General features: G+C 66.5%; 9 protein-coding genes. 5 read left to right on the forward strand and 4 right to left on the reverse strand.

What is annotated here, in order from left to right:
* Positions 1 to 58: 58 nt before the first annotated feature.
* Complete coding sequence (locus WDC82_RS09035) at positions 59 to 805, reverse strand: MOSC domain-containing protein (protein WP_340116930.1); 747 nt, start codon at positions 803 to 805, stop codon at positions 59 to 61.
* A 554-nt stretch (positions 806 to 1,359) separates the two neighbouring features.
* Here WDC82_RS09035 and WDC82_RS09040 point away from each other — a divergent pair.
* Positions 1,360 to 1,773 (forward strand): universal stress protein, encoded by a 414-nt coding sequence (locus tag WDC82_RS09040; protein ID WP_340116931.1) that lies wholly within the window; start codon positions 1,360 to 1,362, stop codon positions 1,771 to 1,773.
* A gap of 92 nt (positions 1,774 to 1,865) precedes the next feature.
* On the opposite strand, the gene WDC82_RS09045 is transcribed toward WDC82_RS09040, so the two are convergent.
* Positions 1,866 to 3,485 carry a BCCT family transporter gene (locus WDC82_RS09045; RefSeq protein WP_340116932.1) on the reverse strand — a complete coding sequence of 540 codons (1,620 nt, stop codon included), beginning with the start codon at positions 3,483 to 3,485 and terminating at the stop codon, positions 1,866 to 1,868.
* 316 nt (positions 3,486 to 3,801) lie between these two features.
* Here WDC82_RS09045 and WDC82_RS09050 point away from each other — a divergent pair, with 316 nt between their 5' ends.
* The 4 genes from WDC82_RS09050 (at position 3,802) to WDC82_RS09065 (ending at position 9,625) form a co-directional block, all read left to right on the forward strand.
* Complete coding sequence (locus WDC82_RS09050) at positions 3,802 to 4,650, forward strand: substrate-binding domain-containing protein (RefSeq protein WP_340116933.1); 849 nt, start codon at positions 3,802 to 3,804, stop codon at positions 4,648 to 4,650.
* 21 nt (positions 4,651 to 4,671) lie between these two features.
* A complete protein-coding gene (locus WDC82_RS09055; RefSeq protein WP_340116934.1) occupies positions 4,672 to 6,087 on the forward strand; it encodes an ATP-binding protein in 1,416 nt (471 codons plus the stop codon).
* A 218-nt stretch (positions 6,088 to 6,305) separates the two neighbouring features.
* On the forward strand, positions 6,306 to 8,897 hold the full coding sequence (gene clpB / locus WDC82_RS09060) for an ATP-dependent chaperone ClpB (RefSeq protein WP_340116935.1): 2,592 nt from the start codon (positions 6,306 to 6,308) through the stop codon (positions 8,895 to 8,897).
* 71 nt (positions 8,898 to 8,968) lie between these two features.
* Positions 8,969 to 9,625 carry a flavin reductase family protein gene (locus WDC82_RS09065; protein WP_340116936.1) on the forward strand — a complete coding sequence of 219 codons (657 nt, stop codon included), beginning with the start codon at positions 8,969 to 8,971 and terminating at the stop codon, positions 9,623 to 9,625.
* On the opposite strand, the gene WDC82_RS09070 is transcribed toward WDC82_RS09065, so the two are convergent.
* On the reverse strand, positions 9,622 to 10,278 hold the full coding sequence (locus tag WDC82_RS09070) for a LysE/ArgO family amino acid transporter (RefSeq protein WP_340116937.1): 657 nt from the start codon (positions 10,276 to 10,278) through the stop codon (positions 9,622 to 9,624). The genes WDC82_RS09065 and WDC82_RS09070 overlap by 4 nt on opposite strands.
* A 157-nt stretch (positions 10,279 to 10,435) precedes the next feature.
* A complete protein-coding gene (locus WDC82_RS09075; RefSeq protein ID WP_340116938.1) occupies positions 10,436 to 11,896 on the reverse strand; it encodes a M23 family metallopeptidase in 1,461 nt (486 codons plus the stop codon).
* Positions 11,897 to 12,401 lie beyond the last annotated feature (505 nt).

Here is a 12,401-nt window from a genome sequence, read left to right on the forward strand (position 1 = left end):
GTTTTCTGATCGCGCCGGGGCGGTGGCCCCCGGCCGGCGGAGGGCTTTGTGCCGTCCGCTAGATCTCCACGATTTCGTCGCCGGTTCTGACGGTGCCGCCGGCGATCACCTCCGCATAGACCCCCATGTCCATGTGCCCGAAACCCTTGCGCAGGGTGAGCGGGATGTTCATGTCGCGCTCCGCTGTCTCCGGGTTCACGTTGGTGGCCGCGCAGCGCTGGGTCCGCTCGACCACCTTCAGCCGCGCCGTTCCGACGCGGATTTCGCGGCCGATCCAGGCGAACTCTGCCCAGGCGGGCAGCCCGTCGAACAGGATGTTGCCGCGAAAGCGGCGCGGGTCGACCGGCTGGCGCGCCACCCGCTCGAAGTCGCGGATGCTGGCGAGGCTGATGAGAGCCACCGGCGCGACCCGCGACTCCACCTGTGTGGCGGCGTCGAGTTCCCGGAATGACGGCGCGCCGCGCCGCGAACCCGCCAGGAAACCGGCAAAGAACTGGCTCAGCAGCATGCGGCCGGTCTGGTCGGTCGGATTGGCGCTGACCACCTGGCGGCCCTGGCGGCTGATGGTGACCGTGGGGACCCCCGGATCGTAAGCGACACGCAGTTGGGCCAGGCGTTCCTCCTCGAGCAGCTCGAAGAAGCCGCGTTTTGCCCCGGTGCCGAGTCCGTAGGCGACGGCAAAGCGGCGGTCGTCGGGCAGGGGCTGGCCCGGCACCAGGGTGACGTCGTCCAGCACCTCGGCGTTCAACCCCTTCACGGGATAGCGGCAGATCTCACGGACGGTGGCGGCGTCGGAGCTGGGCATGGGTGCCGGAGGTTCCTTCTGGGACCCCGCGTGGGCGGCGAGGCGTCTGGCTGGCATAGAAGTAGCCGGGAAAGCCAGCTAATCGCGCCCGGCGCGGACCTGTCAAGCGAAGGCCCGTCAATCCGGGCCGCTGCGGGGAAATCCAGGAAAACCGGCCTTTTTTCCGGGCCGGTGGCTGGGCGTCATTTTGCTATTGATAATCATTTGCAATTAAAAGCGAATCGCACTAGGTTCCCCTTCATGCTCTTCGCTGCCGTGTCCAAGCGGCTCATCCCGGGCGGACCGGCGGGGTAAGCATTGATCTCTCCTGATCCTACTTTTGGGCTTCGCCCGCCCCTGTGCCTTCGCGGCACAGGGGCCTTTTTTTGGCGCTATCGGCCCGGTCCGGATCGGCTGGGTGGCAAGAGGGCGGCAGTCCCGCGGGCCCGATTACGAACGCCTTGGTTTGACCTGTCTCAATGGCCGCGAAGGGCCTTGCCGTATAGGGTGGAATTTCCGCCGCTCCGCAGCGCGCGGGGCAGAACGCTACCACGTCAGAAAAAGGGAGCGTCCGCATGTACAAGAAGATCATGGTTCCGGTGGATCTGCGCCACCGCGAGAAACTCGAAAAGGCGGTGGCGACCGCCGCCGACCTCGCCAAGCACTACGAGGTGCCGCTGCAGATGGTCGCCGTCACCGCCAGCGCGCCTGGATCGGTGGCGCACAATCCAAAGGAGTTCGCCGCCAAGCTGGCGGAGTACGCCGCCGCCGAGGGCAGCAAGTACGGCGTCGACATCGGCGCCCACGCCGTCACCAGTCCCGATCCGACCATCGACCTGGACGACAAGCTGGGCCGCGAGGCGCACGACATCGGTGCCGACCTCATCGTCATGGCCTCCCACGTGCCCGGCTTCGCCGAGCACCTGTTTTCCTCCAACGCCGGATACCTGGCCTCGCACACCGACATTTCCGTCTTCGTCGTGCGCTGAGGCGCGCTGCCTGCAGCCAAGAAAAAGAGCCCCGCCAGCGATGGCGGGGCTCCAGATGTCTCCACCCGGCCCTTGGGGCCGGCGGCTTCGTCTTATGCCTGGCTTCTTCGGCTGGTCTGCGTGGGGTCCTTGCGTGCCCGGTTGAGGCCCATGAGCAGGCTGACACACATCACCAGCAGCACGATGGTGAAGGGGAAGCCGGTGGAGACCGCCATGGCCTGCAGCGCGGTCAGCGCCCCGGCGCCGCCCACCAGAAGCAGGGCCGCGGCCACCAGGCCCTCGAAGGTGCACCAGAAGACGCGCTGGGCGACCGGCGCGTCGGTCTTGCCGCCGGCGGTAATGGTGTCGATCACCAGCGAGCCGGAATCCGACGAGGTGACGAAGAACACGATCACCAGCACGATGCCCAGGATCGAGGTGAACCAGGCGAGCGGCAGCTGGGCCAGCATCTCGAACAGCTTCAGCTCCAGGGCGGCGTCCTTCACCGCGGCATTCGGGTCGGCAATCACCTGCTCGATGGCCGTGCCGCCGAAGACAGCCATCCAGAAGATGCTGACGATGGTGGGCACGAAGATGACGCAGATGATGAACTCGCGCACCGTGCGTCCGCGCGACACCCGGGCGATGAACATGCCGACGAAGGGCGACCAGGAAATCCACCACGCCCAGTAGAACGAGGTCCAGCCCTGGCGGAAGTTGTCGTCATCGCGCCCGAAGGGATTGGACAGCGGCACCACATCGCTGACGTAGGCGATGCCGCCGGAGACCAGGGTCTCCAGGATCGTCGCCGTGGGCCCGACGAAGAGGATGAAGACCAGCAGCAGCGCGGCCAGCGCGATGTTGATCTCCGACAGCACCTTCACGCCCCCGTCCAGGCCGCGCAGGACGGAGATCAGTGCCGCCGCGGTGATCAGCGAGATGAGGATGACCCGCGCGCCGTTGCCCGTCGGCGTGCCAAAGAGGTGGTTGAGACCGGCCAGAGCCTGCTCGGTGCCGAAGCCCAGCGACGTGGCGAGGCCGAACAGCGTTGCGAAGACGGCCAGGGTGTCGATGACGTGGCCGACCCAGCCCCACACCGCCTCGCCGAAAATCGGATAGAAGGCCGAGCGCAGGGTGAGCGGCAAGTTGAAGTTGTAGGCGAAAAAGGCCAGCGCCAGCGCGACCACGGCGTAGATCGCCCAGGGGTGCAGTGCCCAGTGGAAGATCGTCGCCGCCATGCCCAGGTTGCGCGCCGCTTCGACGTCGCCCGCCGCCGCACCCAGCGGCGCCCAGTCCGTGCGCACGCCGTTTTCCATCGCGGTGCCGCCCATGGAGGAGGCGAAGTGCGACATCGGCTCCGACACGCCAAAGAACATGAGGCCGATGCCCATGCCGGCGGCGAACAGCATGGCGAACCAGCCGAGATAGGAATATTCCGGCTTGGCGTCGGTGCCGCCCAGGCGCACCGACCCGAAGGGGGTCACCACCAGGAAGATGCCGAACAGCACGAAGATGTTGGCCGACAACAGGAAGAACCAGTCAAAGGTCGAGGTCAGGAAGGGCCGAAGCCAGCCGAAGAACGTGGTCGCCTCTTGCTGGAAGGCCAGGGTCAGCAGAACGAAGGCGATGATCGAAAGGGCCGAGACGACGAAGACTGGATTGTGAATATCCAGGCCGAACGGTTGTATGTTGTCTTGGCCTACCTCGTATTCGGTGGCTTCCGGATTGCTCATGGCGTTCCCCCTTGGTGGTCTCGTAGAAATCCACAAATAAAGTGGATCGTCCGTCCTAGTATTTCCCCCGACCAGCGACCTGATGGGTCAGCAATAACTGCCTGTCTGCTCCGTTATACGGAGGAAGGCGACGAGTTGGCTCGTCGGTATCGTAGGGAATGCCCAGCTTAACAAATCGCCCAGGACAGTAGTACCCATTGTCTATTTGCGACAACACGCCGCCGTGGGGGCACCTAAGCACCCGGGCCGAAAGCAGTCGTTAAGCAAAGATACGATATGATGATTTGTTTATTTCCTCCTGCCCAGGCGGTATGGATTGATTCTCACACCCGGATTTTCTACCCGCTGGTACCGATCCGCGGTGGCCGTTCTGCTGGTCCTCCTGGCCATTTCGGTCGCGCCGCTGCCTGCCCGGGCGGCGGACTCCCTGCTGCGAATCGCTGGGACCGGGGCGTCGCTGGCGCTGATGGTCCACCTGGGCGGCGCATTCCGGGCTGAAAACCCGCAGACCGCGATCGAGGTGCTGCCCAGCATGGGCAGCGGCGGCGCCATTCGCGCGCTGGCGGACGGGGCCATCGACCTTGCCGTTTCGGCACGGCCCCTGAAGGCTACGGAGGCCGCGCTGGGGCTGGAAGCCCGTTCACTGCTGCGCACGCCCTTCATGATCGTCAGTTCGATTCGCAATCCGATGCCGGTCGCCGCCGACCGGCTCGCCGATCTCTATGGCGACCCTGCCGCGCGCTGGGCGGACGGCACCCCGGTGCACATCATCCTGCGGCCGGCCTCCGAGAGCGATACCGCTCTGCTGGCGGACAGCTTCGCTGGGATGACGGAAGCGCTGGAGCGGGCGCGCCTGCGCCCGGAAGTGCCGGTCGCGCAGTCCGACCAGGACAATCTCCGTCTGGCCGCCGAGATCACCGGGTCTTTGACCTCGGCAACCCTGGTCCAGGTGGTGCGCGAGTACGCCACCGTGACGGTGCTGCCGATTGACGGGATCGTGCCGACCTTGGCCAATCTGGAGTCGGGACGCTACCCCTACGCCAAGGAGATGATCCTCGTACGGCGCGCCGGCGACAATCCGTCGCTCGACCGCTTCATCGCTTTCCTCGCATCGCCCACGGCCTCCCGGATCATCCGGGAATCCGGCGCCATCCCGCTCCTCTGACTGTCCGGAACGGCTGGCCGCATGCAGAACCTCCAGCAGATCGCGCAGCTGCGGCGCACCATGCGCCGCCTGGCCATCCTGGTCGCGCTTGCGACGGCCGTCTCGCTGCCGCTCGGATACGCCACCGTCTCTTTCAGCAATCAGAGCGGCTTCCTGCAGCATCAGGCGTCGCTCGCCGCCGAGCGTCTGGCCGGGTACATCTACGTGCAGGGGGCTTCCTGGCGCTACACGCGCGAGCGTCTCGCCGAGATCATCGGTGAGACCCAGTCGAGCGTCAGTGCGATCCACGAAACGGTTACCGGTCCCGACGGCGTGCCGGTCGTCAGCTACGCGCCGCTGCCTGAATGGCCCCGCCTCAGCGAGAGCGCTGACATCGTGGTGGCGGGCGTTCCGGTCGCGACGGTGACGGCCACCGCGACCGCAAAGCCGCTGGTGCTCAATACCGTGGGGGTCGGCCTCTTCGCCCTGCTGCTTGCCGGCGGCGCCCTGGTCGCCATGCACCTGCTGCCGTTGCGCGCGCTCGACGAGACGCTGGGCGAACTACAGGGCTCGCTGGCGACCATCAAGGCGCACGCGGCGGAAACCTCCTTCGCCTACGAGGAACTGAAACGCCAGCACCGCCTGGTGGAGGAGACCACGCAGGAACTCATGCGCACGCGTGACCAGGCCATGGCCGCCGACCGTACCAAGTCGGCCTTCCTTGCTACCATGAGCCACGAACTGCGCACGCCGCTGAATGCCATCATCGGCTTTTCCGACATGCTGGCGCAGGAGATCTTCGGCCCGCTCGGCAACCCGCGCTACCGCGATTACTGCAATTCCATCGGCGACAGCGGGCGCCATCTTCTGGCCGTCATCAACGACGTCCTGGACATTTCCAAGGTGGAAGCGGGCAAGCTGCAGCTCCACCTGGAAGACGTCGATCTATGGCAGCTGCTCGACTCGTGCAGTCGCCTTGTCCGCGCCAAGGTCTTCGAGGCCGGCGTCGACCTGCACCTCGAACAGCCTGTGGCACCGTTGCCACTGCTGCGCGCCGATGCCGTAAAGGTGAAGCAGATCGCCCTCAACCTGATGTCCAATGCCCTGAAGTTCACGCCGGCCGGGGGCAGCATCGGCATCACCCTCGGCAGTGCCCCGGGCAAGGGTGTGTTCTTCAGCATCACCGACACCGGCATCGGTATGAGCGACGCCGAAATCGCCCTGGCGCTGCAGCCCTTTCAGCAGGTCGACAACTCCCACACCCGCAAGTACGAGGGTACCGGTCTCGGCCTTCCCCTGGCGAAGGCCCTGGCCGAGCAGCACGGCGGCCGGCTGGAGGTCGCCAGTTCCCCCGGCGCGGGCACGGTGGTCACCGTGATTCTGCCGCAAACCCCGGCCGACCGTTCGCTGCCTGCCTCGGCTCCGCCGAGCGCTCCCCCGCGGCTGCGCAAGGCCTAGCCGGGCCTGACTTTCCGGCGCAAAACCCCGGCAAAAGCCGTTTTTTTGCCCCGTCCAGCCCTTGTGTCTTTTCTGCAACAGCCCCATATCCACACTGAAAGCAGGGCCGTCGGGCCGGCTTTCGCGGGCGTCGTGCCGCTGGGATGGGCGCGCCTGCTGCAGTACCATGGACCACATCGCCTGCATGCCAAATCCTGGGTGCGGGAAAGGGGATATAGATGGATCTCAATCGCTATACCGAACGTTCTCGCGGATTCCTCCAGGCCGCGCAGACCCTGGCCAGTCGCAAGCACCACCAACGCCTCACCCCCGAACACCTGCTGAAGGTCCTGCTCGACGACGAGGAAGGCTTGGCGCGTAACCTGATCCGCCAGGCCGGGGGCAAGCCCGAGGCCGCGGTGAAGGCCGTCGAGGAGGCGCTCGCGAGGCAGCCCAAAGTCGAGGGCGCCGGCGCAGGCCAGCTCTATCTGGCACAGGAGACCAACGACCTCTTCGGCCAGGCCGAGAAGCTGTCGGAGGAGGCCGGCGACTCCTACGTGACCGCCGAGCGCATCCTGCTGGCGCTCGCCATGCTGCCGGGCACCGCCGCGGCCAAGGCGCTGGCCACCGCCGGCGTGACGCCGCAGAAGCTGAATCAGGCGATCAATGCCATGCGCAAGGGCCGGCGCGCCGACACGGCGACCGCCGAAGACCGGTACGAGGCGCTCAATAAGTACGCCCGCGACCTCACCGAGGTGGCCCGCGAAGGCAAGCTCGATCCGGTCATCGGCCGCGACGAGGAGATCCGCCGCACCGTGCAGGTGCTCTCGCGCCGCACCAAGAACAATCCCGTCCTCATTGGCGAGCCCGGCGTCGGCAAGACCGCCATCGTCGAGGGTCTTGCCCAGCGCATCGTCAACGGCGACGTGCCCGACAACTTGAAGAACAAGCGCCTCATGGCGCTCGATCTCGGCGCCATGGTCGCCGGTGCCAAGTTCCGTGGCGAGTTCGAGGAGCGCCTCAAGGCGGTACTGCAGGAAATCGCCGACGCCGGCGGCGAGATCATCGTCTTCATCGACGAGTTGCACACGCTCGTCGGCGCCGGCAAGGCGGAAGGCACCATGGACGCCTCCAACATGCTGAAGCCGGCGCTGGCGCGCGGCGATCTTCACTGTGTCGGCGCCACCACGCTGGACGAGTACCGCAAGTACATCGAAAAGGATGCGGCGCTGGCGCGTCGCTTCCAGCCGGTCTTCGTGCCGGAGCCGAGCGTCGAGGAGACCGTCTCGATCCTGCGCGGGCTGAAGGAGAAGTACGAACTGCACCACGGGGTGCGCATCACCGATGCCGCCATCGTCGCGGCGGCGACGCTCTCCAACCGATACATCGCCGACCGCTTCCTGCCCGACAAGGCGATCGACCTGGTCGACGAGTCCGCCAGCCGCCTGCGCATGGTGATGGACTCCAAGCCGGAAGCGATCGACGAGCTGGACCGCCGTCTGGTGCAGATGAAGATCGAGGAGAACGCGCTGCAGAAGGAGAGCGACAAGGCCTCCAAGGAACGCCTCGAGAAACTGACCGGCGAGATCAAGGATCTGGAAGCCAGATCCGCGGAGTTGACCGCGCAGTGGCAGGGCGAGAAGGACAAGCTGGCCGGCGCCCAGAAGCTGAAGGAGCAGCTCGACCAGGCGCGCAGCGAGTTGGAAATCGCCCAGCGTGAAGGCGACCTCAACCGTGCGAGCGAACTGAAGTACGGCGTCATTCCGGGCCTCGAAAAGCAGCTGACCGAAGCCGAGAGCGCCCAGGAACATCGCATGCTGAACGAAGAGGTGACGGAGAGCGATATCGCCTCGGTGGTGTCGCGCTGGACCGGCATTCCTGTCGACAAGATGCTGGAAGGCGAGCGTGAGAAGCTGCTGGGCATGGACGATGCGCTGAGCCAGAGCGTCATCGGTCAGGAGGAAGCCATCGTGGCGATCTCCAACGCGGTCCGCCGCGCGCGCGCCGGCCTGCAGGACCCCAACCGGCCGATCGGCTCCTTCCTGTTCCTCGGCCCGACCGGCGTCGGCAAGACCGAACTCACCAAGGCGCTGGCGCGCTTCCTCTTCGACGACGAGACGGCGATGGTTCGGCTCGACATGTCGGAGTACATGGAAAAGCACGCGGTGGCGCGCATGATCGGAGCCCCGCCGGGCTACGTCGGCTACGAGGAGGGCGGCGCGCTGACCGAGGCGGTGCGGCGCCGGCCCTACCAGGTGGTGCTGTTCGACGAGGTCGAGAAGGCGCATCCCGACGTTTTCAACATCCTGCTGCAGGTGCTGGACGACGGCCGCCTGACCGACGGCCAGGGCCGCACCATCGACTTCCGCAACACCATGATCATCCTGACCTCCAATCTCGGCGCCGACATCCTGGCGGCGCAGCCGGAGGGACAGGACAGCGACGCGGTGCGCGGGCAGGTGATGGAAGTGGTGCGCCGTGCCTTCCGGCCGGAGTTCCTCAACCGCCTGGACGAGGTCTTGCTGTTCCATCGCCTGACGCGCGCGCAGATGACCGGCATCGTCGAGATTCAGCTCGGCCGCCTGCACAGGATGCTGGAGGACCGCAAGATCACCCTGGAGCTCGACGAGCCGGCCAAGGTCTGGCTCGCCGACAAGGGCTACGACCCGGTCTACGGCGCGCGTCCGCTGAAGCGCGTGATCCAGCGCGAACTGCAGAATCCGCTGGCCAGCATGATCCTGGAAGGCAAGATCGGCGACGGCGACACGGTCACTGTCAGCGCCGGGCCCGACGGCCTTGCCATCAATGGAGAGATGGTGGCCGCTGCCTGATCGTTGCCGCCGCTTGCATGATACGCCCCTGCCGGTTTCGGCCGGCAGGGGCCCGAAGGAGACGCCCCCGCATGTTCTATGACACCCGCACCGGCGCGCACGGCCTGCCCCGCGATCCCTTCAAGGCCTGCGTGGTGCCGCGGCCGATCGGCTGGATCACCACGGTGAACGAGGCCGGCGTCGTCAATCTGGCGCCCTATAGCTTCTTCAATGCCGTCGGCGGCGAACCGCCCTGCGTGATCTTTGCGCCGGGGGGACGCAAGGCCGATGGTCCCCCGGACGGTTCTAAGGACTCGCTCGCCAATGCCGAGCGCACCGGGGAGTTCGTCTGCAACGTGGCGACCTGGGATCTGCGCGAGCAGATGAACCTCACCTCGGCGGCGGCGCCGGCCGGGGTCGACGAGGCGGAGATCGCCGGGCTGCAGATGGTGCCCTCCGAACTTGTGAAGCCGCCGCGGGTGAAGGCCTCGCCGATTCATCTGGAATGCAAGTATCTGCGGACCGTCGACCTGCCCTGCGAGACGCCGGACACCCGCAGCGCCGTGGTGTTCGGCCAGGTGATCGGCGTCCATATCGACGAGTCGGTGCTGACCGACGGTCTGGTCGACATGGCCAAGCTGAAGCCCATCGCACGCCTTGGCTACATGGACTACTGCGTGGTCGAGGAGGTCTTCGCCATCCAGCGTCCGGAGTGGCCGGTGAAGAAGCGCAGCGACGCCGCCGACTAGTTCAGCTCGCCCACGACGAGACTGATCGCGATCGTCGCCATCACGCAGCCGACGAAGGCGTCGAGCAGGCGCCAGGCCCGCGGGCTCCGAAACAGCGGGGCGAGGCTGCGCGCGCCGTAGCCGAGGCCGTAGAACCACAGACCCGAGGCGGTCATGGCGCCCAGCGCAAAGGCGATGCGATCCGCGCCGCCGTAACGCGCCGCGATGCCGCCCAGCAGGATCACCGTGTCGAGATAGACGTGCGGATTGAGCAGGCTGAGCGCCAGCGCGGTCATCACCGCGGCGCGCAGGCCGCTGGAGGTTTCCGTCTGTTCGGCGTCGGCCAGGCTGCCGGGCTTCAGCGCCGCGTGGAAGGCGCGCAGGCTGTAGGCGGCGAGGAAGACGGCGCCGCCCCAGGCGGCGATGCCCGGCAGGCTCGGCACCGCGCGCAGCAGGCCGGCGAAGCCGCCGGCGCCGAGGGCGATCAGGGTGCAGTCGATGAGGAAGCAGACGCCGGCAACGGCGAAGACCTGTTGGCGGCGCAGCCCCTGGCGCAGCACATAGGCGTTCTGGGCGCCGATGGCGATGATGAGGCCGGCCCCGAGGCCCAAACCTTCAATGGCGGCGTAGGCCGTCGAGGGCCCTGCCAGGGCATCAAGAAAAGTCGCAGACATATCCGGAAAAACTCCGCAGGGAAGAGGCAGGCTGCAAAGCCGGCGCAGCTCCCGTTGGGGGAACCGCGCCGCTTCTTCGCCTAGCCTCGGCGGCGGGTGCGCTTTTCCAGATAGTCGGCGACGATGCGGGTCATGGCGGGCTGTTGTTTCGCGTCAGCTAGCAGTCGTTGTCGCTGCCCATGGTCGAGCCCTGCTCGATCACGCCGTTCTCCTGCGATTCACAGGGCCGCTGCACCATCAGCACGCCACCCTGGGCGAGAGCGAGCTGGCGGCCGATGACGCCGCGCTGGTTGTCGAAGTCGGCCATCTCGGAGTCCTTCAGCTTCTCGCCGCGCGGCAGGGTCACCTTCAGCGGATTGACCTGCTTGCCGCTGACATGCACCTCGTAGTGCAGGTGCGGACCGGTGGAACGGCCGGTGGTGCCGACGTAGCCGATGACCTGGCCCTGCTTCACGCGGGCGCCCTTGCGGATGCCCTTGGCAAAGCCCTTCATGTGGGCGTAGGCGGTCTGGTAGGTGGAGCCGTGGCGCAGGCGCACGTAGTTGCCGTAGCCGCCGTTGCGGCCGGCGGCTTCGACGACGCCGTTGCCCGCGGCATAGATCGGCGTGCCGCTGGGGGCGGCGAAATCGGTGCCACGGTGCATCTTCGAATAGCCGAGCACCGGGTGCTTGCGCATGCCGAAGCCGGAGGAGAGGCGCGCGCCGTCGATCGGCGTGCGCATCAGCGAGCGGCGCACCGACTTGCCCTCGGGGGTGTAGAAGTCGGCGCTGCCGTCGGCGCGCTCGTAGTAGTAGAGATCGGTGCGGCTGCCGGAGAGGGTCATGGCGGCGAACAGCAGATTGCCGGTGCGCACCAGGGCGCCTTCCTCGTCGACATAGATCTCGTAGAGGAATTCGAAGGCGTCGCCTTTCTGGATCTCGCGCTGGAAGTCGACGTCGTAGCTGAAGGCGCGGATCGCCTCGGCCAGCACCTGGTGGGGCACGTTGCGCTCGCCGGCGGCGACCGACAGGTTGCTGTCGATCGAGCCCTTGGCGTAGGCAAGCTGGCGGGCGACCGGACGATCGATCGATTCGGCAAAGAAATCCTCCGCGCCGGTCGAGCGGCTGACCTCGATGTCGCGCTCGCGGCTCGGGCGGAAGCTGATGGCCAGCAGTTCGCCGAGGGCGCCGTCGCCCGGGTCGGCGAAGGCGATCTCCAACTCCTGGCCCGGCATCAGCCGGCGGGGGCTGTAGACCGGCTCCATGGCGGTGATCGCCTGGTGGGCCTGCGTCGGCTCGGCGCCGGCGTCGATCAGCAGCCTCATCAGGGTGTCGCCGGGGGCCACGGTGACCGCGCGCACCACCGTGGCCGGCTCGTCCTCGGCGGCCTCGTCGGCCGGATCCAGCGCTTCCGCAGGGGGCAGGGCGGCCTCCTGCAAGCGGGCCGGGACGGCGCTGTCGGTGGAGGTTTCAAGGGGAGAGATCATCGCCGCGGGAGCAGCGCCGGTCGATGCGGCGGGCGCGACCGTGTCTTCGGTGCCGGCGTTTTCGGCGCCGGCTTCTCCGTTAAGGCCTTCCGCCGCTTTCTTGCCGATCGATTCGGGCGCGGCGGGGCGCTGGGCGGCGCCGGCCGGCGCCATATGATCCCCCGACAGGGCCTGGGCAGTCTCGGCCGTCGACCACGAGGCGGCAAGGGCGCCGCCGATCAATGGAATGGCTAAAATGGCGGGAAAACTGACCTTTTTGGCGAATCGAATGAGCGATTCAGAGTCGATTTTGCGACTGGTCACGACCAACTACAGCTCCGTGGCTAGGCGGTTTGGATGGCTGCCCCCCGGCGGCAGGACAACTTGACAGTAAACTTCATACCATCAAATCGTTAACCAATTTTTGAAAATGGCTTCACATACAAGGGCTTGTCAACCTTAAAGGCAGTTAAAAACTGTGCTTTAGAAGGGGCTTGACCAAATTTCGCGACGGGACTGCAAAAAACCTTTCATAAAGGGTTTGACAGTCCCCCCGGGGGAGCCCTATAACCCGGCCTCCGCGGCAGCAAGGGCCTCGTGCCGAAGCTGCCGCTTCGCTGTTTGACATTGTAGATTTGGAAGGGATACGCGGGCGGCGGGTCTGTGTCTTGTTGGCATT

The organism is Pelagibius sp. 7325, from assembly GCF_037652055.1.
Lineage (GTDB): Bacteria > Pseudomonadota > Alphaproteobacteria > Kiloniellales > Kiloniellaceae > Pelagibius.

Bases quoted from the DNA above. Each gene is read 5' to 3' on its own strand.
- WDC82_RS09035 (WP_340116930.1), bottom strand. From the start codon at position 805: ATGCCCAGCTCCGACGCCGCCACCGTCCGTGAGATCTGCCGCTATCCC.
- WDC82_RS09040 (WP_340116931.1), top strand. From the start codon at position 1,360: ATGTACAAGAAGATCATGGTTCCGGTGGATCTGCGCCACCGCGAGAAA.
- WDC82_RS09045 (WP_340116932.1), bottom strand. From the start codon at position 3,485: ATGAGCAATCCGGAAGCCACCGAATACGAGGTAGGCCAAGACAACATA.
- WDC82_RS09055 (WP_340116934.1), top strand. From the start codon at position 4,672: ATGCAGAACCTCCAGCAGATCGCGCAGCTGCGGCGCACCATGCGCCGC.
- clpB (WP_340116935.1), top strand. From the start codon at position 6,306: ATGGATCTCAATCGCTATACCGAACGTTCTCGCGGATTCCTCCAGGCC.
- WDC82_RS09065 (WP_340116936.1), top strand. From the start codon at position 8,969: ATGTTCTATGACACCCGCACCGGCGCGCACGGCCTGCCCCGCGATCCC.
- WDC82_RS09070 (WP_340116937.1), bottom strand. From the start codon at position 10,278: ATGTCTGCGACTTTTCTTGATGCCCTGGCAGGGCCCTCGACGGCCTAC.
- WDC82_RS09075 (WP_340116938.1), bottom strand. From the start codon at position 11,896: ATGGCGCCGGCCGGCGCCGCCCAGCGCCCCGCCGCGCCCGAATCGATC.